This is a genomic window from Burkholderia sp. MSMB617WGS (assembly GCF_001532025.2).
Lineage (GTDB): Bacteria > Pseudomonadota > Gammaproteobacteria > Burkholderiales > Burkholderiaceae > Burkholderia > Burkholderia savannae.
This window is the reverse complement of the sequence record NZ_CP013458.1, coordinates 1,689,236-1,715,573: the sequence shown is the minus strand read 5'-3', so window position 1 is coordinate 1,715,573 and position 26,338 is coordinate 1,689,236. Positions and strand designations below refer to the sequence as shown.

Sequence of the window (26,338 nt, the reverse complement as noted above, 5' to 3'; positions counted from 1 at the left end):
AGCCGCGTGTCGTTGCTCGTTGCGCCGAGCTGCGCCGCGTCGCTGGCGGGCTTCGTCGAGCCAGGAGGGCGAGCGCATCGCGTGTGCGTGAGCGCGACGCACTGCGCGCACGCGCGGCGGGCCGGCCGTGCGCTATCATCTGCGAATCCCTTGTTCGGTCATGGCCTTCCGTCCCCGTAATCGGGCGAGCGCCACCGGCCGTCCGTCATCGCCGAAGCCCGTGCCGCCCGATTCGTCGTCTCCTCCCGCGTTCTATTACCTGTCGAACTTCGAGCGCGCGCTCGCGTGGCTCGTCGAGCGCTACGACGACGTGCTCGACGCCGACGAGCGCGCGTTCGTCGCCGCGTTCGGCGCGCTGCCGCGGGCGTCGCGCGCGCTGCTCGTGCGCATGCTGATGCGCAAGGGGCCGGTCTTTCGCGCGAGCAAGCTCGTTTATGACGAGATCGGCTGTCCGTGCGCGGCCGCGGCGCCGCTCGCGGAGCTCGGCTGGATCGATCCGGAGCCGCTGCTCGCGCTCGACGAACTGTTCGCGCTCGCGACGAAGCCCGAGCTGCGCGGCGCATTCCCCGGCGCATCGGCGGGCGGCGCGATCCGCAAGGCCGACTGGCTCGACGCGCTGCGCGCGAGCCACGAAGGCGCGCGCCCGTGGGCGCAATGGCTGCCGTCGATCGACGATCGCGTGCTGCGCGTGACGGTCGGCGCGCTCTGCGACCGGCTGCGGCTCATGTTCTTCGGCAACCTGCATCAGGACTGGTCGGAGTTCGTGCTTGCCGATCTCGGGCTGCTTCAGTACGAGACGGTCGCGTTCGAGCCGTCGTCGCGCGCGTTTCAGCGGCGCGACGATGTCGACGCGTATCTGCAACTGCACGCGTGCCGCGAGCAGCTCGATCTGTGGCCCGGCGACGCGCCGCTCGCACCCCTCGTCGCGGTTGCGGCCGGGATCGACTGCGGGAACGCATGGCTCGCGATGCGGCGCGCGAAGCTGACGTTCGCGATCGGCCAGGCTTGCGAGCGCCGCGCGGATTGGGACGGCGCGCTCGCCGCCTATGCCTCGAGCGCATGGCCCGGCAGCCGGCAGCGTCGCGTGCGCGTGCTCGAACGCTGCGGGCGTTTCGACGCGGCGCTCGCGCTCGCCGACGACGCAATGCGCACGCCCGAAAACGACGCGCAGGCGCAGCAGATCGCGCGGATGCTGCCGCGGCTGCGGCGGCGCGTCGGCCTGCCGGCCGCGCGCGCGACGATCGCGCCGGCGATTCCGCGCGACTGCATCGAACTCGCGCCTCCGGGCGCGCCGTATCCGGTCGAATATGTCGCGCGCGATCATCTGAGCCGCGCGGACGCACCCGTCTTCTACGTCGAGAACGCGCTGATCAACTCGCTGTTCGGGCTCCTGTGCTGGGAGCCCGTGTTCGCCGCGGTGCCGGGCGCGTTCTTCCATCCGTTTCAGCGCGGGCCGGCCGATCTGCATGCGCCCGACTTCCGCGCGCGCCGCGCCGCGCAGTTCGACGCATGCCTCGCGCAACTCGACGGCGCGCAATACCGCGACACGATCCGCCGGCACTACGCGCAGAAGATGGGCGTGCAGTCGCCGTTCGTGTTCTGGGGCGCGCTCGACGACGCGCTGCTCGAGCACGCGCTCGCATGCCTGCCCGCCGAGCACCTGCGGCTGTGGTTCGAGCGGCTGCTCGACGACGTGCGCGGCAATCGCTCGGGGCTGCCCGATCTCGTGCGCTTCTGGCCCGGCGAGCGGCGCTACGAGCTGATCGAAGTGAAAGGGCCGGGCGACCGGCTGCAGGACAACCAGATTCGCTGGCTCGACTACTGCGTGCGGCACCGGATGCCGGTGCGCGTGCTCGACGTGCGCTGGGCGGACGCCGCGCCGGCGCGGAAAGGCGAGGAGGCGCTCACGTGAGGTACGTCGTCGCGGTGCGCGCGATGTGCGAGTTCACCGCGCGCGAAGGTGATCTCGATCTTCGCTTCACGCCCGCGCCGAGCGCGCTCGAAGGAATCGCCGGGCACGTGACGGTCGCATCGCGGCGCGGCGCCGGCTACGAGAAAGAGATCGCGCTCGCGGGCGAGCATCGCGGCCTCACGGTGCGCGGCCGCGCGGACGGCTACGATCCGGCGCTGAACCGCGTCGAGGAGATCAAGACGCACCGCGGCGATCTCGACAGGATGCCCGCGAACCAGCGCGCGCTGCATTGGGCGCAGGCGCGCGTGTACGGGCATTTGCTGTGCGAATCGCGCGGGCTCGCGCAGCTGACGGTCGCGCTCGTCTACTTCGACGTCGGCACGCTGCGCGAGACGGTGCTGACCGAAGCGCACACGGCCGCGACGCTGAAGGCGTGCTTCGTCGAGCAGTGCGAGCGCTTCGTCGAGTGGGCGGCGCGCGAGGACGCGCATCTCACGGCGCGCAATGCGGCGCTGCGCGCGCTCGCGTTTCCGCACGCGCGGTTTCGCAGCGGGCAGCGCGAGCTCGCGGTCGCCGCGTATCGCGCCGCGCGCGACGGCCGCGCGCTGCTCGCGCAGGCGCCGACCGGCATCGGCAAGACGCTCGGCACGCTGTTTCCGCTGCTCAAGGCATGCGGGGAGGCGCACCTGGACCGGCTCTTCTTCCTGACCGCGAAGACGCCCGGCCGCGCGCTCGCGCTCGACGCGGCCGACACGCTGCGCGCGACGGCGGGCGGCGCGCTGCCGCTGCGCGTGCTCGAGCTCGTCGCGCGCGACAAGGCGTGCGAGCATCCGGACGCCGCGTGCCACGGCGAATCGTGTCCGCTCGCGCGCGGCTTCTACGATCGGCTCGCGGCCGCGCGCGCCGCCGCGCTCGAACACGGCCGGCTCGATCGGGCGGCCGTGCGCGCGGCCGCGCTCGCGCACGACGTCTGCCCGTACTATCTCGCGCAGGAGCTCGCGCGGTGGAGCGACGTCGTCGTCGGCGACTACAACTACTACTACGACGGCAGCGCGCTGCTGCACGCGCTCGCGCAGCAGAACCAGTGGCGCGTCGGCGTGCTCGTCGACGAGGCGCACAACCTGCTCGACCGCGCGCGCGGCATGTACAGCGCGGCGCTCGACCAGCGCGAGATCGCCGCAGTCCGCAAGCTCGCGCCCGCGCCGATCGCGAAGGCGCTCGAGCGCCTGAACCGCGAATGGAACGCGCTCAATCGCGAACAGGCGGCCGCGTATGCGGTGCACGCAGGCGTGCCGCCGCGCGTGCTGTCGGCCGCGCAGAATCTTGTCGGCCGGTTTTCCGAGCTCGCCGCGCAATCTCCGCTCGTGTTCGACGACGCGGTGCTGCGCTTTTGCTTCGACGCGATTCACTTCGTCGCGCTCGCCGAGCAGTTCGACACGCATTCGATCTTCGACGCGACGCGCGTGCGCGCGAGCGCGCCGCGTCGCGGCGCAAAGGCATCGATCCTGTGCGTGCGCAACGTGATCCCGGCCGATTTCCTCGCGCCGCGCCACGACGCCGCGTGCGCGACCGTGATGTTCTCGGGCACGCTGAGCCCGTTCGATTTTTATCGCGACACGCTCGGGCTGCCGGGCGACACGGGCTTGCTCGATGTCGAGGGGCCGTTTCGCGCCGAGCAGTTGACGGTGAAGGTCGCGTCGCACGTGTCGACGCGCTGGCGCGACCGCGAGCGCTCGCTCGAGCCGATCGTCGAGCTGATCGCCGCGCAGTACGCGGCGCGCCCGGGCAACTATCTCGGGTTCCTGAGCAGCTTCGAGTATCTGCAGCAGGTCGTCGCGCGGCTGCGCGAGCGCCATCCGGCGCTGCCCGTCTGGGAGCAGGCGCCCGGCATGGACGAGGCCGCACGCGACGCGTTCCTCGCGCGCTTCGAGCCGAACGGGCGGGGCATCGGCTTCGCGGTGCTGGGCGGCGCGTTTTCGGAGGGAATCGATCTCGCGGGCGACCGGCTGATCGGCGCGTTCGTCGCGACACTCGGCCTGCCGCAGGTCAACGACGTCAATGAGGAGATGCGTCGCGCGATGGACGCGCGCTTCGGCTGCGGCTACGACTACATCTATCTGTTTCCGGGGCTGCGCAAGGTCGTGCAGGCGGCGGGGCGGGTGATCCGCACCGAGCGCGACGAGGGCGTCGTGCATCTGATCGACGACCGGTTCCAGCGCGGCGAGGTGCGCCGGCTGCTGCCGCGGTGGTGGCGGTTGATCTGACCGGCCGGATGGCGGAGCCGCGCGCGCGGCGCGGCATCACCGTGTCCATTTGGGGCCGGCGGGCGACGTCGTGCGTCGGCCGGCCCGACGGCGGCGATCAACGCACCCAGTGGCACACGCGATGGTGGTGGTGATCGAAGCGGCACGCGCGATGCGGATGCGCTTCGGCCGACGGCACGAGCGCGGCGAGGGCAACGGCGGCGACGAGCGCCGACATCAGCAGGCTCTTCATGTTTCGGTCCTTTTCCCGAGCGAATGAGCGTGCGGCGGAGCGGTCGCGCCGCACGCCGCCGCGCGACCGCTGACGGCCATCATACGAACGCGCGCCGTTTCACATGTAATGAGTTGCTACGGCCGATGACGGATCGAGCAAGCGGTAATCGACGGAAAGAAAACCGCCGCGCGGCTCGGCTGTCTTGCGAATTGGAAGGCTCGGCCCGCTCGCCCGGCGGCCGGACCGGCCGGCGAGCCGGCCCGCTGGCCCGGTTGCATCCGTCGTTTTCGGCGACGCCGGCGTTGGCCGTGACACGGTCGCCGATCGCGCCGATCGCGCCGTTTGAGCCACGTGAGTCATTCAAGTCATTCGCGCGTCGCGGCTCGCGTCGTCTTTCCCGCTCACGTCGCCCCGCGCGCGCCCATCGACCGCCGCAGCCAGTCGGCGAGCCGCTGCGCGCCGTCAGGCAGGTCCGCGTCCGCGCGGGTGCACAGGTAGTAGTCGCGTCCGTCGTCGAGCGTGTGGTCGAACAGCTTGACGAGTTCGCCGTTCAGCAGTTCCCGCTCGATCAGCGGCGTGCGCAGGAGCGCCGCGCCGAGCCCCGCGCGCGTCGCGGCGAGCGTCAGTTGGCCGTCCTCGAAAAGCGGGCCGACCGCGTGCGTGACGTGCTTCACGCCCGCGCCCTGAAACCAGTTGACCCACGCATTGCGATCCTCGTCGTGCACGAGCGGCGCGAAGGCGAGATCGGCCGGCCGCCGGAACGGCCCGTGGCGGCGCGCGAACGCGGGGCTGCACACGGGCGCGACCGCGCCCGACAGCAGCCGCTCGCAGCGGTAGCCGCGCCAGTCGCCGACGCCGAAGCGGATCGACAGATCCGACGCGTCGCTCAGGTAGTTGCGGTGGTGCGCGTACAGCACGGTGACGTCGAGGTCCTGATTGTCCGCGAGGAACGCGTGCAGGCGCGGGATGAACCAGCCGATCCCGAACAGCGGAATCAGGCTGATCGTGATCTGCCGCAGCGACGAACGGTCGCGAACGAACCCGGTCGCGCTGCGCAGCACCGAGAACGCCGCGCTGATCGACCGATAGTAGTCGCGTCCCTCGTCGGTGAGCGCGAGCGTGCGGCCTTCGCGGACCGTGAGCGGCGTCTGCACGAAGGACTCCAGCAACTGAAGCTGATGGCTGACCGCGGACGGCGTGATGTCGAGTTCGGCCGCGGCGGCCGTGACCGAGCCGACGCGCGCGAACGCTTCGAACGCGCGCACGGCGCGCAGCGGCGGATCGTTGATCAATCGTTCGATATTTTTCATGAATCGAATTTTATCGAATCATATTTCGTTGCGGAAATGAAAAAAGTTGACTTGAATACAATGCGTTATCAAGTACGCGCGGTATCGGCATAAGTATCGAACAATTGAATATTTGCGGCCATTGAAGACGAATATTTAATATTTTTCATGTTTGGCGCGCGTTTTTATTCCCCTTCGATCTTCAGGTCCCGCTCTTCGATGAAATTCCCTGTCATGTTGTCGCTCGGCGCCGCGCTGTCGGCCGCCGCCATGCTCTCCGCGTCCGCCGCGCAAGCGGCGGCGCCTGTCCAGGCCAACCCACCCGCGCAGCCCGCCCAATCCGTGCCGCAAACCGTGCTGATCGGGCTCGCCGCGCCGCTGACGGGCCCCTCCGCGCGAATCGGCAAGGATCTGCAGAACGGCGCGCAGCTCGCGCTCGACGACGCGAACAGCCGCCATCCGACGGTGGGCGGCAGGCCGGTCGTCTACAAGCTCGTCGCGGTCGACGACCAGTCCGACCCGCGCACCGCCGTGACGGTCGGGCAGCAGCTCGTCGAGCGGCGCGTGATCGGCGTCGTCGGGCACTGGAACACGGGCTGCAGCGTGCCGGCGTCGCGAATCTATCGAGACGCCGGCATCGCGCAGATCGCGCCCGCGTCGACCGGCCGCCAGTACACGCGGCAGGGCTATCCGACCGCGTTCCGGATCGTGGGCCACGACGACGCGAGCGGCGCATACGCGGGCGCGTACGTCGTGAAGACGTTGCGCGCGAAGCGGATCGCGGTGATCGACGATCGCACCGCGTTCGGCGCGGGGCTCGCGGATCAGTTCGCGAAGGGCGTCGAGGCGAGCGGCGGCGCGATTGTCGATCGCCAGTACGTGAACGACAAGACGACCGATTTCAGCGCGGTGCTGACGGCCGTCAAGGCCAAGCGCGCGGACGTCGTGTTCTTCGGCGGCCTGGACGCGCAGGCCGCGCCGCTCGCGCGGCGGATGCGCCAGTTGAAGCTGAACGCGACGCTCGTCGGCGCGGGCGGCTTCGTCACGCAGACGTTCCTGTCGCTCGCGGGGCCGGACGGCGACGGCGTGACCGCGCTCGAGCCGGGACTGCCGCTTGCGCGGATGCCGGGCGGCGCGGCGTTCGACGCCCGCTATCGCGCGCGCTATCACGCGCCGATCGAGCTGCACGCGCCGTTCGCGTACGACGCGGCCGCGACGCTGATCGCCGCTGCGGAGCGCGCGAACTCGACGGACGCGGCGCGTCTGCCGGCGGTGCTGCACGTGCTGCGGCGGCAAGGCGTGACGGGCGCGATCGCATTCGACGCCGAAGGCAATCTGCGGGACCCGGCGTTCACGATCTACCGCGCGGGCGGCGGCAAATGGACCGCGGTCGACGTGCTCGGCGGCGCCGGCGCCGCGGCCGGCTCGGCCGGCATGGCGTCGAAGACGGCGAGCCTGCCGAATGCGTCGGTTGTATCGGCGACATCGACTGCATCTGCCGTATCTGCCTCATCGACAGCATCGACAGCATCGACAGCATCGACCGCATCGAAATAACATCGAACCAGGAGACATGCTGATGACGATCATCCCCATTCATCCGGTCGCAGGCGGCGCGGCGGACGACGAGCCGCTCGGCATCCTCGCGCGGCGGCGCATCGAAGCGCAGATCATCAAGCCGATCTACGAGATCATGAAGCGCGAATTCGGCATCGAGCGCGCGCAGGCGGTGATCGCGGAGGCGGTGCGAGGCGCGGCGCTCGACGCGGGGCGCTCGTTCGCCGCGAAGGAGCCGGGCGGCACGAGCATCGCGTCGTTCGTCGCGCTGCAGGTGCTGTGGGAGAAGGACGACGCGCTCGATGTCGACGTGCGCCGCGCGGACGACGCGCATTACGACTACGACGTGCGCCGCTGCGCCTATGCGCAGATGTATCGCGAGATGGGGCTGGGCGAGATCGGACATCTGCTGAGCTGCGCGCGCGACAGCGTGTTCATCGAGGGCTACGACCCGCGCATCGAGCTGACGCGCACGCGCACGCTGATGCAGGGCGGCACGCATTGCGATTTTCGGTATCGGATGACGGAGCCGGCGCGCGGCGAGACGGGAAAGGCCGGCGAGACGGGAAAGGCCGGCGAGGCGGGAGAGGCGGGCGAGGCGCGAGAGGCGGGAGGGGCGCGAGAGGCGGGAGAGGCGCGAGAGACAGGCGAAATCGAGGCGGCGCGTGAAGCGAGTGGCGTGGCGCGAAACGCAACGGCGGCGCCGGGCGACGTTTCCGGCGACGGGCGCGAAGCGCGGACGCCTGTGCACGAGTCGGCGGTGCGGCCGGACCCTTCGCCAGCCCCTTTGGCGGAATCCCGGACGGAATCCCGGTCGCCCGGCGACGCGCCACCGGGGCCTTCGTCGCTGTCCGCGTCCGATCGGGACGCCGCCGCATCGCCGCTCACCGGCGCGCAAGCGAAGCCCGAGGCGAGCGATGCGACGCGGTGAGGCACGTGGTGAAGCACGCGACAAGGCGCGCGAAAAGTCATGCGACAAGGGATGCGATGCGGCGCTGCGCGTCGACGGCGCGCGCCTGTGGGCGTCGCTCGAACGGATGGCGGAAATCGGCGCGACGCCGAAAGGCGGCGTGTGCCGGCTCGCGCTGACGGACGAAGATCGTCGCGCGCGCGACCTGTTCGTCGAATGGGCGCGCGACGCGGGCTGCACGGTTCGGGTCGACCGGATCGGCAACCTCTTCGCGCGCCGCGCGGGCCGCGATCCGCTTGCTGCGCCCGTGCTGACGGGCTCGCACGCCGACACGCAGCCGACGGGCGGCCGCTACGACGGCATTTACGGCGTGCTGGGCGGCCTCGAGGTCGTGCGCGCGCTGAACGACGCGGGCGTCGAGACCCGGCGGCCGATTGACGTCGTCGTGTGGACCAACGAGGAAGGCTCGCGCTTCGCGCCGCCGATGATCGCCTCCGGCGTGTTCGCCGGCGTCTATTCGCTCGATTTCGGGCTGTCGCGCGCGGACGCGGCCGGCGTGACGCTCGGCGACGCGCTCGCGCGGATCGGCTACGCGGGCGACGCGCCCGTCGGCGGCGCGCCGGTGCACGCGGCGTACGAACTGCACATCGAACAGGGCGCGATTCTCGAGCGCGGCGGCCATACGATCGGCGTGGTGACGGCGGGGCAGGGGCAACGCTGGTACGAGGCGACGCTCACGGGCGTCGACGCGCACGCGGGCACGACGCCGATGGCGCTGCGCCGCGACGCGCTCGTCGGCGCCGCGCGGATGATCGGTTTCGTCGATTCGCTCGGCCGCCGTCACGCGCCGCACGGCCGCGCGACGGTCGGGATGATCGAAGCGCGCCCGAATTCGCGCAACACGGTGCCGGGGGCGTGCTTCTTCACGATCGAATGCCGGCACCCGGACGCCGCGACGCTCGCCGACATGGACGCCGCGCTGCGCGAGGAACTCGAGCGTATCGCCGAATCGTCGGGCCTCGCCGCGCGGATCGAGCAGATCGCCGATTACGCGCCGGTGCCGTTCGCGCCCGCGTGCGTGGCGGCGGTGCGCGACGCGGCGGCCGCGCTCGGCCTGCCGCACGCGGACATCGTGTCGGGTGCGGGGCACGACGCATGCCATCTCGCGCGCGTCGCGCCGACCGGAATGATTTTCGTGCCGTGCGTCGACGGCCTGAGCCACAACGAGGCGGAGGCGATCACACCGGAATGGGCGGAGGCGGGCGCGAACGTGCTGCTGCACGCGGTGCTCGCGAGCGCGCGGGACGTCTAGCGGCCGGGCCGCGTTTCGGCGCGCGGCCCGGCCGGGGCGTGCGCCCCGGATGCGCCGCGCCCGCCGCGCTGTCGCCGTGCGCCTTCGGCCGCCGCGCGCACTGCACACACCGTCCACACCGTCCACACCGTTCACCGTTCACCGTCCACACCGCACGCGCGCGGCAGCGAATCAGCGAATCAGCGAATTCGCGCGCCGCGGCCCCCGGCCTTCGTTCCGGTCGGATCAACGCTTACAACAATCTTCACAAACAGGTTCCAATAATTGCGATATGCTTTCATATTACGAATGATCATGAAATAAACCAATCACATAAACGGGGGAAATTCGATGGCGATCACCCAAACGGGGACCGGCTCTCTTCTCGCGGCGACGCAAAGCGATCCGTGGTCGCAGTTGCAGGACGCCGCGCAGTCGCTGATCAACGGCACCACGGGCAAGTCCGCGCTGGACGTGAACGGGCTCGTTTCGGTGCTCGTCAACGCGAAGACGGCGGGCCAGGCGGCGGAGATCAAGAACCAGGTGACGTGGAACAACACGCAGATCTCCGCGCTCGGCGCGCTGAAGCTCGCGCTCAGCAACCTGCAGACGGGCGTCGAGCCGCTGTCCGACGGCACGCTCGCGCAGAAATTCGCGTCGAAGGCGAGCGGCAAGGGGCTCACCGCGACGACGGACAAGGGCGCCGTCGCCGGCACGTATCAGGTCGAGGTCAAGCAGGTCGCGCGCTCGCAGACGCTCGTGTCGGGCGGCTTCGATCCGAAGCAGCAGCTCGGCTCCGGCACGCTCACGCTCAAGATCGGCGACCGCTCGACGTCGGTCGGCATCGACGCCACGAACAACACCCCGGCCGGCATCGCGGCCGCGATCAATTCGGCGAAGAACAACCCCGGCGTGACCGCGACGGTCGTGACGGGCACCGACGGCGCGCATCTCGTGCTGCGCTCGACGGCGCCGGGCAGCGCGAACGTGATAGACGTGAGCGTCTCGAACGTGAAGGACGACGCCGGCCTGTCGGGCCTCGAGGTCAAGTCGACGGCCGACGACAAGGGCGGCAAGTCGGAGATCGCGTCGCCGAGCGGCGCGTGGAAGCAGAGCGACTTCGCGCAGGACGCGATCGTCACGGTGGGCGGCGTGATCACCGCGCGCAGCGCGGACAACGCGGTCAAGGGCGTGATGGCCGGCGTGACGATCAACGTGACCGAGGAAGCGATCGGCGCGCCGCAGACGCTGTCGATCACCCGCGACATCGAGGGGCAGGCGCGCACGGTGACGAACTTCGTCGACCTGTACAACTCGATGGTCGGCACGATGTCGCAGCTCACGTCGTTCGACAAGACCGCGAAACCCGGGCAGCAGGGCGGCCCGCTGATCGGCGATTCGATGCTGAACGGCATTCGCAATTCGCTCGCGCACATCGTCGGCGGCGGCGTGCCGCACGGCGACAACAAGCGCGCGTCGCTCGCGGCGCTCGGCATCACGTTCGCGCGGCCCGGCGACAAGCAGCCGGAAGGCTCGCTGATCGTCGACAAGAACAAGCTGAACGCGGCGCTGGAGAAAGATCCGCAAGCGGTCGAGGCGCTGTTCAACAAGACGAACGGCATCGGCGCGCAGATCACGAAGGCGCTCGACACGCACTTGCGCAAGGACGGCTCGTTCGACATCCGCTCGAACGCGATCGACCTCGACATGAAGAGCATCGCGCAGCGGCAGGCGCGGCTCGAGACCTTTTCCGCGCAGCTCACAGCGCAGTTCAAGGCGCAGTTCACCGCGCTCGACGCGCTGATGGCGCGGATGCAGCAGAACAACAACTATCTGACGCAGTTGTTCGGCGGCGCAAACAGCTCGGGCGCGCTCGCGAACAACAAATAACGCGAACGGGGGCGCGGCGCATCCGCCGCCCGCGGCGGCCCGCGCGGGCGGACGCGCCTCCCGCTTCTCACGACGGCGACGGCGACGGCGCGCGCGGCGGCAATGCGCGTGCCGTCGCCGTTATTCTTGGCGATTCGCCGCCGACCCGTTGCCGCTTCGCTGTCGTCGAGCTGTTGTTTCGCCGCCGTCTCGCTTGGCTTTGCTACGGTTCGGTTCAGTTTGCCCCCGCTTTGCCCCGATTCGTCCCGCTTTGCCCCGGTTCGCATACTTGGCGTCCGTCCGGGCGCTTGCGTGCGCTGCAATTCCAATCACGCTGGGTTCTTTGTTTCGTCGCCGAACGCGGCTCGGCGCGCCTACGCGTCCCAGGCGGGCGTGTCGCCGAATCGCTCGGCGAGAAAGTCGATCATCGTGCGCATCGCGAGCGGCATCTGCTTGCGCGACGCATAGACCGCGTAAATGCCGAGATCGGGCGCCGCGTAGTCGGGCAACACGCGCGCGAGCGCGCCCGCGCGGATCGGCTCCGCCGCCGCGAACGTCGGCAGCAGCGCGATGCCGCCGCCCGCGATCGCCGCGCGCAGCAGCACGAGTGCGTCGTTCGCGCTCAGATTGCCTTGCACCGGCACGGTCGCGGCTTCGCCGTCGCGCGCCAGGTGCCACAGGCTCTGCCCGAAATACGCATACGTGAGGCAGTTGTGCCGCGCGAGGTCGTGCGGCCGCTTCAGCGCGCCGTGCGCGGCCAGATAGCCGGGCGACGCGCACAGCGCCGAGCGGCACGTGCCGAGCCGGCGAGCGATCAGGTTCGGATCGACTTCGTTCGTGATGCGGATCGCGAGATCGATGCGTTCGTCGACGAGATCGGCGGTGCGGTCCGTGACGAGCAGATCGACCGATACGGCCGGGTAGCGGGCCAGATAGTCGAGGACGGCGTCGGTCACGTGCGTCTGCGCGAAGATCGCGCTCGCGGTGATCCGCAATGCGCCGCGCGGCGCGTCGCCGGGCTCGGCGACGACCGTCGCGACGTGATCGGCGAGTCCGAGCATGTCGCGGCAGAGCGGCAGCATCTGCGCGCCGGCCGCCGTGAGCGTCAGGCGGCGGGTGGTCCGGTGCAGCAGGCGCGCGCCCGTCCATTGCTCCATGAACGCGACGTAGCGCGACGCCATCGCGCGCGACATGTCCAGATGCTGCGCGGCCGCCGACACGCTGCCGCGCTCGGCGGTCTCGACGAACACTCGCATCGCGGTGATTCGATCCATATTCGCTCAATTGATGCAACAAATTGTCGATCGCTGCATTGTATTTGATCGATCGGATATCGAATAGACTCGCTCCACTTTCTTCACGAACGAGCTTGCACACGATGAACAGCTTCCGACTCCAATATTTTTTCGATCCGCTCTGCGGCTGGTGCTATGCGAGCGCGCCGGCGCTCGCCGGGCTCGACGACGCCTATCCGGGCGTGCTCGAGCTGATGCCGTCGGGGCTCTTCGCCGACGAGGGCGCGCGCGATCTGACGCCCGAATGGGGCGAGTACGCGTGGCGTAACGATCAGCGCATCGAGCAGATGACGGGGCAGCGTTTCACGCACGCGTATCGCGAGCAGGTGCTGCTGCGCGGCGGCGTGCGCTTCGATTCGGGGCCGGCGAACCGCGCGCTGACCGCGCTGCGCGGCGTCGACGCGCGGCTCGAGCGGCCGCTTCTCGAGGCGATTCAGCTCGCGCGTTACGTCGACGGCCTCGATACCGCGCGTGCGGACGTACTGGCGCGCGTCGCGGCGGACGTCGCGACGAAGGCGGGCGCGACGGTCGACGCCGGCGCGCTCGCACGCCGCATCGACAGCGACGCGGCGCTTGCGGACGCGACGGCCGAGCGCATCGCCGACACGCAGCGGACGATGCGGCAGCTCGGCGCGTCGGGCGTGCCGCAACTGCTGCTGACGGTCGGCGAGCGCGGCTACGTGCTGCACGGCGCGAGCCTGTACGGCGGCGCGCACGCGGCGGTCGCGGCGGTCGAGCGCGTGTTGCAGGACGCGTAACGCCAGCGGCGGGCGGCGGGCGGGGCGTTCCGCCGCTCGCACGGTGCGCACGGTGTCGACATGGCTCACGGCCGGCGAACTGCGCGCAGGCCGGCTCGAGACCGTGCTGACCGGCCGCGCGGCCGACGACATGGCGATCAACGTGCTGTGGCCGCATTCGCGCGCGCTTGCGCCGAAGGTGCGCGTGACGATCGATGCGCTCGTCGAGCGCTTTATTCGAGCGCTTTATGCCGGTTCCGCCGCGGGCCGGCGAAGCCGGTTGGGGCGGCCGATCGCAGCGGCCGGCCTTCGTCGGCTGGGCGCGGCGCTTTCCGCCGCGCACGGCGCTCATCGGCAAGCGATGTGTGCCGGACCGCGATTGCGGCGGGCTGCTGCGCATGTCGCCAATCCCTTGTCTGCGCACGGTCTTTGGAAATCAGGTTTAATCGGTTTGAACCGCGCCGGCCGCACGTTAGCATCGACCGTCGAATCCAGGCCTGTCGCACCGCACCGTGCATGCCGGCCGGACGCTCATCATCGAATGGAGAGAAAACATGGCACTACGCTCACTCGGCACCTCGACGATTCAAGTTTCGCCGCTCGTGTTCGGCGGCAACGTGTTCGGCTGGACCGCCGACGAGAACACGTCGTTCTCGCTGCTCGACGCGCTCGCCGACGCCGGCATCAACTTCATCGACACGGCCGACGTCTACTCGGCCTGGGCGCCCGGCAACCGAGGCGGCGAATCGGAGACGATCATCGGCAAGTGGCTCAAGCGCTCGGGCAAGCGCGACCAGGTCGTCATCGCGACGAAGGTCGGGTTGCTCGAAGCGCGGGCGGGCCTGTCGCGCGAGAACATCCTGAAGGCCGCCGACGATTCGCTGCGGCGCTTGCAAACCGACTACATCGATCTCTATTTCTCGCACCGCGATCTTGCCGACACCGCGCCGCTCGAAGAAACGCTCGGCGCATACCAGACGCTGATCGAGCAGGGCAAGGTGCGGATCATCGGCGCGTCGAACTACAGCGGCGCGCGGCTGCGCGAGGCGGCCGAGTTGAGCCGCCGCGCCGGCCTGCCCGCGTATCAGGTGATCCAGCCCGAATACAACCTGTACGACCGCGCAGAATACGAGCGCGATCTCGAACCGGTCGCGACCGAGCTGAAGTTCGGCGTCGTCACTTACTACGCGCTCGCGAGCGGCTTCCTGTCGGGCAAGTACCGCACCGAGGCGGACCTGAAGAAAAGCGCGCGCGGCGGGCGCGTCGAGCAATACCTGAACCCGCGCGGCTTGCGGATTCTCGAGGCGCTCGATGAGGTCGCGGCGAAGCACGACTCGACGCCGACGTCGGTTGCGCTCGCGTGGCAGATCGCGCGGCCGAGCGTCACCGCGCCGATCGCGAGCGCGACGTCGGTCGAGCAATTGGGTGCGCTCGGCGCGGCGATCCGGCTGCGGCTCGACGCGGACGACGTCAAGCGGCTCGACGACGCGAGCGCGCCGTAAGCGGGCGATCCCGTCGGCGCGGCGGAGCGCGCCGGGTCGGATCGTGACGCGCGGTTGCGACGGCCCGGGGGGCGGATGCGTGCGGGCGCGGCGCTGAAACGCGAATCAGCGCGCGCGCATCGCCGTCGGGAGGCGGGCGGCCCGCTGTGCGTGAGCCTGCCGGCGCCGTTCCGACGGCGCCGGGGCTGTCGATGCTGCGCGACGTCGTGGAACGGGCGTCGATTGCCGTTTGCCGCATGGTTGGATCGCGTCGTGCGTGCGGCGCGCTTGCGAAACGCATCCGCTTGGCAACCGCCGCCGCTGCCGCCGTTCATCCATTCGGTCGATACCGCGCCGTCAGGCGCGCGGGCACCATAGCCTCCTGTTTCGCGATCGCGCCCGCCGGCGCGTCGCTCAATCGGAGGAAAGCATGGGAGCAGATCCGGTCTTCATTCAAGTCGGCGCGCTGGCCGAAGGCTTCGCGCCCGACAGCCACATACTCGAACCCGTCGACGATCTCGCGGGGCGCACGCTCACGCTCACGGCGACGGACGGCGCGACGCGCGAATACACGTTCGCCGACCGATCGACGCTGCACTGGCGCGAGCAGCGGGCGGCACGCGACGCAAGCGATGCCGCCGGGGCAGGCGGCGAGGCCGCGTACCGCGCGACGCAGCTGCGCGACGGCATCTACTTCGTCGACTATGTCGACCCGACCCGCCGCGCGACGTCGGTCAGCATCGTGCTCGATTTGCCGCGGGCCGTCTGGACGTCGGTCGAAGGCGTGCTGCCGACCGAGGGCGACGTGCGCATCGATGCATTCTCGCGTGTCGCGCGCGGGCTGCCGCTGACGGGCGTCGAGGCGGCGTTCCGCCACGGCGCGATCGTGGGTGCCGCGGCGCCCGGCCCGCTGCACGCGCCGACGCGTGAGCTGATCGGCAAGCGGACGATGTACCGTTACAGCCCGACGGAGTGCTACGAGCACATCTACCTGAACGACGACTTCTACGCGTGGCATTGCCTGGAAGGCGTCGAGCGCGGGCTCGCGGACGTCGACCGCTGCCATTACTTCAAGCTCGCCGACGCGCTGTACCTGTTCGTCTGGCGCGAGAAGATCGTGCCGACGCTCGGCGTCGTGCTGATCGATCTGGACCGGTGCAAGACGGACGGCAAGATCTTCGGCTACCGCGAGGGCGACTTCGGCGCACTGTCGAATTTCCCGATCGGCGCTCGCGCACAGGTGCTGAACGAAACCGTGCACCCGCTCGCGCGATGAACGGCGCCGACTCGAAGCACGCGACGCTTCCGCGCGGACGGCTCGTTGCCGATTTCGGCGGCCGCACCGTACTCGTGACGGGCGGCGCGCAGGGAATCGGCGCGGCGATCGCCGAAGCGTTCGCCGCCGCCGGCGCGACCGTCGCGATCGCCGATTTGCAGCACGACGCGGCTGCCGCGCTTGCCGCGCGGCTCGCCGCGCGCGGGCGCGAGGGCGGCCGCGCGGCTCGGGGCGAGCAGGCGGTGCGCGCGTACCGTGTCGACGCCGCGCGGCGCGACGAGCTGTTCGCGCTCGTCGCGCAGGTCGAGGCGGACAGCGGGCGGCTCGACGTCGTCGTGCACAACGCCGCGTATTTTCCGCTGACGCCGTTCGACGCGATCTCACACGACGTGCTCGAGCGCACGCTCGCCGTCAATCTGTCCGCTCTGTTCTGGCTCGCGCAGGCGGCGCTGCCTGCCTTCGAGCGCGTCGGGCGGGGGCGCATGCTCGCGACGTCGTCGGTGACGGGCCCGCGCGTCGCATATCCGGGGCTCGCGCATTACGCGTCGTCGAAGGCCGGCGTGAACGGCTTCATCCGCGCGGCGGCGCTCGAGCTCGCGAGCCGGAACGTGACCGTCAACGGCGTCGAGCCGGGCATGATCCGCACGCCGGCCGCCGGCAATCTCGGCGATGCGGCGCACAGCGAGCGGATCGCGCGCGGCGTGCCGCTCGGCCGTCTTGGCGAGCCGGAGGACATTGCGGCCGCGATGCTGTTCCTCGCGTCGGACGCGGCCGGCTACATCACCGGACAGACGATCGTCGTCGACGGCGGCGCGACGCTGCCGGAGACCGGCGCGACGCTCGCATAGCGTCGAATGGCACGGCGGGGGACGAGCGCCGGCGTGCGCCGGCGCGACGAGCGGGCAGCGTCGGCGAGCGGCCTGGTGTCGGAAGTCGCCGGGATGTCTCGCGCGCGAGCGCCGGCTCGTGTCCGCGGCGGTTTGCACGGCGTGCGAGCCGGGCGGCACCTGCGGACGGCCGATTCGCGCGACTCGTCCGCCCTGAGTCGCGAAACGTGCGGCGCAAGCGGCGTCGATGCAGGTTTCGGCGCCCGTCTCGACGACGGCGCGCGGTGAAGCGGTTTTCATGCTCGGTCCTCCTCGAATCGGTGATCGATGGCCGTGACTGCAGAACGAGTGTAGGGATCGCACGCGCGGCGCGATATTTGTCGCTCGGCTGACTTGACGCCCGTACGATTTGCCGATCCGTGCTCACCGTTGCGACGGCGGCGCGCCCATGCTGCCGGAGTCGCCCGCTCGCGATCGAGATGCCCGCCGCCATGACGCACGACCCAGTGACGCACGACCCAGCCGAACCCGATGCCGACGTGCACTGCGCGTCGTACGCGCATGCGTTGCGAACCTGCGTGGCTTCGCTGCAGGCGCTCGCGCGGCCGACGGCGACGGTGTTCTACCGGATCGACGCGAGCGGCGAGCCCGTCGATTTCGAGTTGTTCGGGATGACGGCCGGGATGCACCGCGCATACGTGAGCCGCTACCGGCCGCTCGATCCGCTGCATCCGTCGCGTTGCGCGGCGCAGCCGGGCGCGGTGGTCACGCTCGCGTCGCAGTTGCCGGACGAACGGCGCGACGCGTCGTCTTACTGGACGGGCTTCCTGCGGCGGCACGGCGTCGCCGACGTCGTCGAGGTGCTGCTGCGCGACGGCGGCGCGGTGATTGCCGCGTTCTCGCTGCTGCGTCTGGAGGGGGGCGGTCGCTATTCGGCAGCCGAGATTGCGGCGCTGCGCGTGATCCAGCCGGTCATCGAGGTGGCGCTGCTGCCGCCGTTGCGTGCGGTGCGCGGGATTCGGCGGATCGCATGCGACGCGCGGCTCACGCATCGCGAGGAGCAGATCGCACGCCTCGTGCGTGACGGGCGCTCGAACAAGCAGATCGCGCGCGATCTATCGCTCGGCCAGCCGACCGTCAAGACGCACTTGCTGCGGATGTTTCGCAAGCTTGGCGTATCGAACCGGACCGAGCTCGTCGGCGCGCTGTTCCTTTGACTGGCGCTCGGGTGGCGCGGAGGCGGAAGATGCGGCCGCCGCGCGGCGCTGTTCGCGTGGCCGCGAAGGCGGTCGAGGCGAAGAATGCGGAGCGTGGCCGCTTGATTCGCGGAAGCGACGTGTCTTGAATTCCCGGCCGACTGCCGACTGCCGACTGCCGGCTGTCGAAAGTCGAAAGTCGAAAGTCGAAAGCCGAAAGCCGAAAGCCGAAAGCCGAAAGCCGAAAGCCGAAAGCCGAAACGGCAAAGGTTGGATGAGTAAAGACCTGAGCCGAGCGTCCAAAGCCCGAAGCCCGAAGCCCGAAGCCCAAAGCCCAAAGCCCAAACACAGCCTCCTCCCCGGCGTCGCGCCGTCCCCCGCCAACCTGCCAATTTGCGCTAACCCGCCGCGAAACGCGGTCGCTACAGTGGTGCGCAATCGCCCGCGCGGCCGTCTTTTCGCGCGGGCGTCGAACGGTCAAACCACCATTGCGAGACGCTTATGACAAAGACGGACATCGTCACCGTGACCGATGCGGTGCGCGCGTTCACCGAGCGCGAATTCGGGATCTTCGTCGACGGCGCGATGCGTGCCGCGCATTCGCCGCGCCGGCTCGACGTGTTCGACCCGGCGACGGGCGAGCGTCTTTCGCGCGTGCCGGACGCCGACGCGCACGATGTCGACGCCGCCGTCGCGAGCGCGAAGCGCGCATTCGACGCGCGCGCGTGGAGCGGGCTGCGGCCCGCCGATCGCGAGCGCATCCTGCTGAAGCTCGCCGACGTGCTCGACGCGCATGCCGAGGAACTCGCGCAGCTCGAAACGCTGAACCAGGGCAAGTCGATTCTGGTATCGCGCGGCGTCGAGGTCGGCGCGACGATCGAGTACGTTCGCTACATGGCCGGCTGGGCGACGAAGATCACCGGCGAGACGCTCGACGTATCGATCCCGTTTCCGCCCGGCGCGCGCTACACCGCGTACACGCGCAAGGAGCCGGTTGGCGTCGTCGCCGCGATCGTGCCGTGGAATTTCCCGCTGATGATCGCCGTCTGGAAGCTCGTGCCGGCGCTTGCGGCAGGCTGCACGGTCGTCCTGAAGCCGTCGCCCGAGACTCCGCTCACGGCGCTGAGGCTTGCCGAGCTCGCGCTCGAAGCGGGCGTGCCGGCGGGCGTGTTCAACGTGGTGACGGGCGGGCGCGAATGCGGCGCCGCGCTCGCGAGCCATCCGTCGATCCGCAAGATCTCGTTCACCGGCTCGACCGCGACGGGCAAGCTCGTCGGCGCGGCCGCCGTGCAGAACATGACGCGCTTCTCGCTCGAGCTGGGCGGCAAGAATCCGATCGTGATGCTCGAGGACGTCGACGTCGAGCAAGCGCTCGGCGGCGTGGCGGCGGGCGCGTTCTTCAACCAGGGGCAGGTGTGCGCGGCCGCGTCGCGCATCTACGTGCACCGCAGCAAGTTTCGCCGGCTCGCGGACGGGCTCGCCGGCATTGCGGCGTCGATGCGGCTCGGCCCGGGCCTCGATCCCGCCGCGCAGATCAACCCGCTCGTGTCCGCGCACCATCGCGACAAGGTCGTCGGGCACATCGAGGCGGCGCGCCGCGACGGCCTCACGTTCCTCGCGGGCGGCTCGCCCGCCGACGATCTGCCCGGCTACTTCGTGCGCCCGGCCGTGATCGCCGACGCGGCGCACGACAGCGCGATCGTGCGCGACGAAGTGTTCGGCCCGGTCGTCGTCGTGCTGCCGTTCGACGATCCGGCCGACGCGGTGCGGCTCGCGAACGCGTCGCCGTACGGGCTCGCCGCGAGCCTCTGGAGCAACGACCTGAAGGCGGTGATGGATCTCGTGCCGCGGATCGAGGCGGGCACGGTCTGGGTCAATTGCCACATCCCGCTCGATCCGTCGATGCCGTTCGGCGGCTACAAGCAGTCGGGCATCGGCCGAGAGTTCGGCCATCATGCGATCGAAGGCTTCACCGAAACCAAATCCGTCTGCATCGCGCACTGAACGCGCGGGCGGCTCGATTCTTCCCCGGAGCAATGCAATGAGCTACAACGATTCCCGTTTCTGGCACCCGATGCTGCACCCGAACGACATGAAGCGCCGCGAGCCGATCCGCATCGTGCGCGGCGAGGGCTGCTACGTGTACGACGAGCGCGGGCATCAGCTCGTCGACGGCGTCGCGGGCCTATGGAACGTCAACGTCGGCCATAACCGCGCCGAGGTCAAGCAGGCGATCGTGCGCCAGCTCGACGAGCTCGAATACTTCCAGCTGTTCGACGGCATCACGCATCCGCGCGCCGAGGAGCTGTCGAAGCGGCTGATCGACATGATGGAGCCCGAAGGGATGCGCCGCGTGCTGTACAGCTCGGGAGGCTCGGATTCGGTCGAGACGGCGCTCAAGATCGCGCGCCAGTACTGGAAAGTGCGCGGGCAAGCGGATCGCACGAAGTTCATCTCGCTGAAGCAGGGCTACCACGGCACGCATTTCGGCAGCGCGTCGGTGAACGGCAACACGGTGTTCCGGCGCAACTACGAGCCGAACCTGCCCGGCTGCTTTCACGTCGAGACGCCTTGGATCTACCGCAATCCGTTCACGCAGGACCCCGAAGAACTCGGCCGCATCTGCGCGGAGCTGCTCGAGCGCGAGATCCTGTTCCAGAGTCCGGACACCGTCGCCGCGTTCATCGCCGAGCCGATCCAGGGCGCGGGCGGCGTGATCGTGCCGCCCGCGAACTACTGGCCGCTCGTGCGTGAAGTCTGCGATCGCTACGGCGTGCTTCTGATCGCCGACGAAGTCGTGACGGGCTTCGGGCGCAGCGGCAGCCTGTTCGGCAGCCGCGGCTGGGGCGTGAAGCCCGACATCATGTGTCTCGCGAAAGGCATCTCGTCCGGCTACGTGCCGCTCGGCGCGACCGCGGTGAACGCGCGGATCGAGGAGGCGTTCGCGTCGAACGCGGATTTCAGCGGCGCGATCATGCACGGCTACACGTACTCGGGGCATCCGGTCGCGTGCGCGGCGGCGCTCGCGAGCCTCGACATCGTGCTGCGCGAGGATCTGCCCGCGAACGCGGCGAAGCAGGGCGCGCACCTGCTCGAATCGCTGCAGCCGTTCGTCGAGCGCTTCGGTTCGGTCGGCGAAGTGCGCGGCAAGGGGCTGATGGTCGCGCTCGATCTCGTCGCCGACAAGGCGACGCGCACGCCGATCGATCCGATGTCCGGCTACGCGAACGCGGTTGCCGAGGTCGCGCGCGAGCACGGCGTGCTCGTGCGGCCGGTCGGCACGAAGATCATCCTGTCGCCGCCGCTCGTGATCGAGCGCGAGCAGATCGAGCGGATCGTCGCGGGCCTCGAGGCCGGCTTCGAGGCGACGCCGTTCGCGGGCGGCTGATCGCGACGATCGCAGGCGACGGATGGCCGACGGCCGGGGCGGCGTGCGCGCAGCCCCGGCCGTTTTGCCAATTTGCGCTACATGCAGGAATTTTGGCCTCCGTATTTTCTCGACATTGACGCATCGCAAAGGAGACGAGGATGTCGGATTTGTCAGACTATTCGAATGCGGGGGCGGGATCGGCGGCGGGCGGCGCGAGCGGCCGGCCCGCGCTGGCGGCGGGCGCGGTGGGTTTTCCGACGGCGCTCGCGAGCGCCGTCGGCCTCATCATGGCGAGCCCGGTGATCCTGACCGCGACGTCCGGCTTCGGGATGGGCGGCTGGGCGTTCGCGGTCGCGATGATCATCGCGTTCGTGATGATGCAGGCGCAGGCGACGACGTTCTCCGAGGCGGCCGCGATGTTGCCGACGGCCGGCTCCGTCTACGATTACCTGTCGTGCGGGCTCGGCCGTTTCTGGGCGATCACGGGCACGATTTCCGCGTACTTTCTCGTCCACGTGTTCGCGGGCACGGCCGAGACGATCCTGAGCGGCATCATGGCGCTCGTCAACTTCGAATCGCTGAACGCCGCGTTCGAGCGGCACAACAGCGCGTGGCTCGTCGGCGTCGGCCTCGTCGCGACGTTCGCGGTCACGAACATCATCGGCATCAAGGTGTTCAGCAAGCTCGAGGTCGTGCTGACGATCGGCATGTGGCTGTCGCTGATGATCTTCGGCGTGCTCGGGCTCGCGGCGGCGCCCGCCGTGCAGCTCGACGGCTGGTTCGGGCGCTCGGAAATCGGCGCGTCGGTGCCGGCCGTGCTGTCGCTCGTCGGGATGGCGATGTTCATGTTCGTCGGCTGCGAGTTCGTCACGCCGCTCGCGCCGGAAATGAAGACGCCCGGCAAGACGATTCCGCGCGCGATGGCGCTCGGGCTCGCGGGCGTCGCGGTCTGCATGTTTCTCTACGGCGCGGCGATCAAGCGCCAGGTGCCGAACGTCGCGGTGACGGCCGACGGCCTCACGCATCTGCTCGACACGCCGGGCGCGATTCCCGCGTTCGCGTTGCAGGTGCTCGGCCCGTTCGGGCGCGTGTGGTTCGGCGTCGCGTTCCTGTTCGCGGGCGCGGCCACGATCAACACGCTGATGGCCGGGCTGCCGCGCATCCTGTACGGAATGGCCGTCGACGGCGCGCTGCCGAAATGCTTCGCCTACCTGCATCCGCGCTTCAGAACGCCCGTCGTCGGCATCGTCGCGGCGGCCGTCGTGCCGATCGCGCACGCGTGGATCATCCACGGCGACCTCGACAGCATCATGCACCTCGTGCTCGCCGCGACCTGCGCGTGGGGCACCGCGTACCTGCTCGTCACGCTGTCGGTCGTGATGCTGCGAATTCGCCGCCCTGACCTGCCGCGGCCGTACCGGTCGCCGTGGTTTCCGCTGCCGCAGATCGTGTCGAGCGTCGGCATCGTGCTCGCGATCTGGTACATCGCGCCGCCGGGGATGAACAGCCGCGACGTCTACGTGCCGTTCGGCACGATGCTCGGATGCACCGCGCTCTATGCGCTGTTCTGGACGGTCGTCGTGCAGCGCAAGCATCCGTTCAGGCCGGTGCCCGTCGAGGAAGTGCTGCACAACGAGCACGTGCGATGAGCGGGCGCGCGACGGCGGCCGGCCGCGCCGCATCCGCGGCCGGGTGGCGGCGCTGGTTCGCGCCGGCGCCCGTGCCCGGTTATCGGTGCGGCGCGACGCTCGCGCGCGTCGCCGCGGATCTGCGCGCAATGCTCGCCGTCGACGGTGAGCCCGCCGCCGCGCGGATCTTGCTCGACGACGGCATCGAACTGCACGCGGCCGAGCGCGTCGACCGGCAATTTCTGCTGCATACGGTCAGCGTGCGGTTGGAGCGGACGCTCGCCGGCCCCGTGGCGAACGGATCGGCGTCGATCGCCGCGCGCGGCTGGGTGCGCCGCGGGCCGGTCGAGGCAGCGATCGCGCGCGACGCCGACGCGCAATTCGCCGCGCATGTCGCGGCGCTGCTCGCCACGCCCGCGCTCGGCGTGCCGCTCGCGGCGCTCGATCTGACATACTGTGAAATCGCCGCGCGCGGCCCGCGCTGGGTGTTCAGCATCGTGCCGTTCGGCGGCAGCGAAGTGGTCGGCAGGATGCCGTCGTTCCGGCGCTACGTGCGTCTCGCCGATACGCAGTGCGAAGCGCTGCGTGCGGCGTTCGCCGGTTTCGAAGCCGCGCTTGCGCGTGCGTCGGGCGATTGACGACGGGCCGTCGGCCGAGCGCGTGCGCACCGCCGCGCGGGTGGCTGTCGCCGCCGCCGTCACGCCGCATCGGAATTCTCTGGAGGCATCGATGTTGTTCCAGTCGCGTTCGCTCGAAGACGTCCACGACCACGGGCTCGCCATCGCCGGCTGGCGTCAGGTCTACCGGCAGATGACGCCCGGCCGTTTCAAGGGCACGGTCACGCAGGTTTTGTACGACGATTTCCATTTCTTCCGCGAAACGACGAACCGCCGCGTCGCGCAGACGGGCATGTCGCCGGAGGGGCGCATGTCGCTCGCGGTGCCCGTGCTCGCGCCGCTGTCGGGGACGTTCCAGCGGCAGCACGTCGACGGCTACGCGCTTCTCGCGCTGCGCCCCAGCGAGGATTTCGAGTTCTACACGCCGGAGGGGATGCGGCTCGTCGGCATCAGCGCCGCACCGGACATGATCGACGAGCTGTGCGAGGCAGAATTCGGAACGCGCGACAGCCGCGCGCCGCGACACGTGATCCGGCTCGCGGACGAGCGGGGCGCGGCGCTCGGCGCGCGCCTGTCGACGTACATCGACGAGGCGCAGCGCAACCCGGCGTGGCTCGAATACGACGCGACGCGCAAGATGTTTCGCGATGCGATGCTCGGCGTGTTCCTCGATGCGCTCGCGAGCGCGGTGGGCGAAGAGCGGCGAGACATCACGCATGCGACGTACAGCGACATCGTCCGGCGCTGCGAGCGTTATCTGGGGGCGCGGCCCGAAGAGCCCGTGACGGTGCTCGAGCTGTGCCGCGCGCTGCGCTGCAGCCGGCGCACGCTGCAGACGAGCTTCCAGCGCGTCGCCGACGTGACGCCCGTCACCTACTTGCGAACGATCCGCCTGAACGCGGTGCGCCGCCTGCTGCGCACGACGTCCGCCGATGCGCTATGCGTCGGCGAGGCCGCCGCGCGTTGGGGCTTCACGCATCTCGGCTATTTCGCACGCGAGTATCGCGGCCTGTTCGGCGAGCTGCCGTCGCAGACGCGGCGCTCGTCCTGAACGTCGTCGGCATGGCGCGTTGCGTGCGCGCCGCGTCCGCCGCCCGCGCCGCGTCCGCTGCGTGCGCGAAGCGCCCGTGCGCACGTCTGTCCGTTCGCAATCCCGACCTCGCCCGTCATCGCGGCGACGCATTTGCCGATTTGGGATACAGGGCCAAGATTTTCGCTGGATAGAGTTCCACCACTGCCGCCGATCGAGCCGCGTCGACCAGTCGATTGGCAATCCAAATCAACGACGGGAGTGGGGGACATGCGGATCAAAGCCTGGATCGCGGCCGGCGTCGCCGGCGCAGCCGTCGCGCCCGCTTGCGCGCAAAGCAGCGTCACGCTGTACGGCACGGTGGACACCGGCGTCATCTATTCGACCAATCAGCAGGTCACGCACGCGGACGGCGGCGTGAGCGGCGGCCACGCATGGCTAATGGGCGGCGGAAACCTGGTGCCGTCGCGATGGGGTTTGCAAGGCGCGGAGGCGCTCGGCGGCGGCTTGAAGGCAGTGTTCGCGCTCGAGCAGCAGTTCCTGTCGGCGAACGGCCAGGCATTGCAGGGCGGCGCGGCGTTCAGCCGCCAGGCGTGGGTCGGCCTGCGTCACGAAGCGTACGGCACGCTCGGCGTCGGACGCCAATACGATTCGTACACCGATACGCTCGGCGCATATGTTTCGAGCAACAACTGGGCGACCCCGTACGGCTCGCATCTCGGCGACGTCGACAATCTGAACGCGGCGTTCAACTTCAACAACGCGATCAAGTTCACGAGCGCCGATTTTCACGGACTGACGTTCGGCGGCACGTTCAGCTTCGGCGGCCGGGCGGGGGATTTTTCGGCGCATCGCGGCTATGCGGTCGCGGCCGCATACAACCGCGCGCCGGTATCGTTCGGCATCGGCTATTTGAACTTGCGGCAGCCGCTCGACGCGGCGCTCGGCGGCGCGAGCGGATACATCGGCGATTTCGCGTGCGGCAACGCGGGCGCGATGTACTGCTTGCTTCAGGATGGGGTGTCGATGCAGGCGTTCGGCGTCGGCGGATCGATCGCGTTCGGCGAAGCGACCATCGCGCTCACGTACACGCATACTCGTTTGGGCGATAGCGCGTATTTTGCGGCTGCCGCGCATCCGTCGCGCGCGTCGATCGCGTTCGACATCGCCGAGCTGAACGCGGCGTATGCGTTCACGCCGATGCTGCGCGGCGGCGTCGCGTACATTTTCAACAATGCGAAGGCCGACCCGCGCGGGACGACGCGCTTTCATCAACTGAATGTCGGCGCGAACTACAGCTTGTCGAAACGGACTGTGCTCTACGCGGTCGCGATCGGCCAGATCGCATCGGGGCGCGGGCTCGGCAGCGACGCGAACGGCGCCCCCGCGAATTACGCGCAGATTCCCGTGCTCGCGAACAGCAACTCGAATCGACAACTCGCGGTGATGGCGGGGGTGAAGGTGGATTTCTGACACACGGCGAATGCGGGAACGTGCGCGCGAGCGCCGAGGAGGCGCTTCATTTCTGCGCGAACCGCGCGGGAAGGAGCGAATGCGGCTGTGCTCGCCACGTTG

General features: G+C 69.8%; 18 protein-coding genes and 1 pseudogene. 16 read left to right on the top strand and 3 right to left on the bottom strand.

Features of this window, described 5'->3' with window-relative positions; genetic code table 11:
- The first annotated feature begins 220 nt into the window (after positions 1 to 220).
- Positions 221 to 1,912 carry a VRR-NUC domain-containing protein gene (locus WT60_RS28305; protein ID WP_059581698.1) on the top strand — a complete coding sequence of 564 codons (1,692 nt, stop codon included), beginning with the start codon at positions 221 to 223 and terminating at the stop codon, positions 1,910 to 1,912.
- Complete coding sequence (locus WT60_RS28300) at positions 1,909 to 4,176, top strand: ATP-dependent DNA helicase (RefSeq protein ID WP_060356582.1); 2,268 nt, start codon at positions 1,909 to 1,911, stop codon at positions 4,174 to 4,176. Before WT60_RS28305 ends, WT60_RS28300 begins: the two co-directional genes overlap by 4 nt.
- A gap of 97 nt (positions 4,177 to 4,273) precedes the next feature.
- Here WT60_RS28300 and WT60_RS35475 read toward each other — a convergent pair whose 3' ends face one another.
- Positions 4,274 to 4,408 (bottom strand): HHHH-motif protein, encoded by a 135-nt coding sequence (locus tag WT60_RS35475; protein ID WP_231752032.1) that lies wholly within the window; start codon positions 4,406 to 4,408, stop codon positions 4,274 to 4,276.
- A gap of 383 nt (positions 4,409 to 4,791) precedes the next feature.
- On the bottom strand, positions 4,792 to 5,700 hold the full coding sequence (locus WT60_RS28295) for a LysR substrate-binding domain-containing protein (RefSeq protein WP_038744020.1): 909 nt from the start codon (positions 5,698 to 5,700) through the stop codon (positions 4,792 to 4,794).
- Between the two features lie 147 nt (positions 5,701 to 5,847).
- Between WT60_RS28295 and WT60_RS28290 the strand changes: the two are divergent.
- From WT60_RS28290 to fliD, 3 genes and pseudogenes are all read left to right on the top strand, one after another.
- Positions 5,848 to 7,768, top strand: a pseudogene (locus tag WT60_RS28290) (ABC transporter substrate-binding protein); the annotation flags it as partial.
- 385 nt (positions 7,769 to 8,153) lie between these two features.
- Positions 8,154 to 9,458 carry a Zn-dependent hydrolase gene (locus WT60_RS28280; RefSeq protein ID WP_282558684.1) on the top strand — a complete coding sequence of 435 codons (1,305 nt, stop codon included), beginning with the start codon at positions 8,154 to 8,156 and terminating at the stop codon, positions 9,456 to 9,458.
- 330 nt (positions 9,459 to 9,788) lie between these two features.
- Positions 9,789 to 11,327 carry a flagellar filament capping protein FliD gene (gene fliD, locus WT60_RS28270; protein ID WP_059581691.1) on the top strand — a complete coding sequence of 513 codons (1,539 nt, stop codon included), beginning with the start codon at positions 9,789 to 9,791 and terminating at the stop codon, positions 11,325 to 11,327.
- 353 nt (positions 11,328 to 11,680) lie between these two features.
- On the opposite strand, the gene WT60_RS28265 is transcribed toward fliD, so the two are convergent.
- On the bottom strand, positions 11,681 to 12,580 hold the full coding sequence (locus WT60_RS28265) for a LysR family transcriptional regulator (RefSeq protein ID WP_060356581.1): 900 nt from the start codon (positions 12,578 to 12,580) through the stop codon (positions 11,681 to 11,683).
- Between the two features lie 95 nt (positions 12,581 to 12,675).
- On the opposite strand from WT60_RS28265, the gene WT60_RS28260 reads away from it, so the two are divergent.
- From WT60_RS28260 to WT60_RS28200, 11 genes are all read left to right on the top strand, one after another.
- Positions 12,676 to 13,359 carry a DsbA family protein gene (locus WT60_RS28260; protein ID WP_100185401.1) on the top strand — a complete coding sequence of 228 codons (684 nt, stop codon included), beginning with the start codon at positions 12,676 to 12,678 and terminating at the stop codon, positions 13,357 to 13,359.
- Positions 13,360 to 13,892: 533 nt separating this feature from the next.
- On the top strand, positions 13,893 to 14,840 hold the full coding sequence (locus WT60_RS28245) for an aldo/keto reductase (protein ID WP_060356580.1): 948 nt from the start codon (positions 13,893 to 13,895) through the stop codon (positions 14,838 to 14,840).
- Between the two features lie 409 nt (positions 14,841 to 15,249).
- Positions 15,250 to 16,095, top strand: coding sequence for a molybdenum cofactor biosynthesis F family protein (locus WT60_RS28240; RefSeq protein ID WP_038744033.1), 846 nt, complete (start codon positions 15,250 to 15,252; stop codon positions 16,093 to 16,095).
- On the top strand, positions 16,092 to 16,943 hold the full coding sequence (locus tag WT60_RS28235; RefSeq protein WP_038744035.1) for an SDR family oxidoreductase: 852 nt from the start codon (positions 16,092 to 16,094) through the stop codon (positions 16,941 to 16,943). Before WT60_RS28240 ends, WT60_RS28235 begins: the two co-directional genes overlap by 4 nt.
- Positions 16,944 to 17,428: 485 nt before the next feature.
- Complete coding sequence (locus WT60_RS28230) at positions 17,429 to 18,139, top strand: helix-turn-helix transcriptional regulator (RefSeq protein WP_059670566.1); 711 nt, start codon at positions 17,429 to 17,431, stop codon at positions 18,137 to 18,139.
- Positions 18,140 to 18,619: 480 nt separating this feature from the next.
- A complete protein-coding gene (locus tag WT60_RS28225) occupies positions 18,620 to 20,122 on the top strand; it encodes an aldehyde dehydrogenase family protein (RefSeq protein ID WP_038744041.1) in 1,503 nt (500 codons plus the stop codon).
- A 37-nt stretch (positions 20,123 to 20,159) separates the two neighbouring features.
- On the top strand, positions 20,160 to 21,506 hold the full coding sequence (locus WT60_RS28220; RefSeq protein WP_038744043.1) for an aspartate aminotransferase family protein: 1,347 nt from the start codon (positions 20,160 to 20,162) through the stop codon (positions 21,504 to 21,506).
- Positions 21,507 to 21,646: 140 nt separating this feature from the next.
- Positions 21,647 to 23,137, top strand: a complete 1,491-nt coding sequence (locus tag WT60_RS28215; protein WP_059582554.1) for an APC family permease — start codon at positions 21,647 to 21,649, stop codon at positions 23,135 to 23,137.
- Positions 23,134 to 23,754, top strand: coding sequence for a DUF3156 family protein (locus WT60_RS28210; RefSeq protein ID WP_060356579.1), 621 nt, complete (start codon positions 23,134 to 23,136; stop codon positions 23,752 to 23,754). The genes WT60_RS28215 and WT60_RS28210 overlap by 4 nt, the downstream gene beginning before the upstream one ends.
- A 91-nt stretch (positions 23,755 to 23,845) precedes the next feature.
- Entirely contained in the window at positions 23,846 to 24,784 is a 939-nt protein-coding gene (locus WT60_RS28205; protein ID WP_059582582.1) for a helix-turn-helix domain-containing protein, read from the top strand.
- A 249-nt stretch (positions 24,785 to 25,033) separates the two neighbouring features.
- Complete coding sequence (locus WT60_RS28200; RefSeq protein WP_060356578.1) at positions 25,034 to 26,236, top strand: porin; 1,203 nt, start codon at positions 25,034 to 25,036, stop codon at positions 26,234 to 26,236.
- Positions 26,237 to 26,338 lie beyond the last annotated feature (102 nt).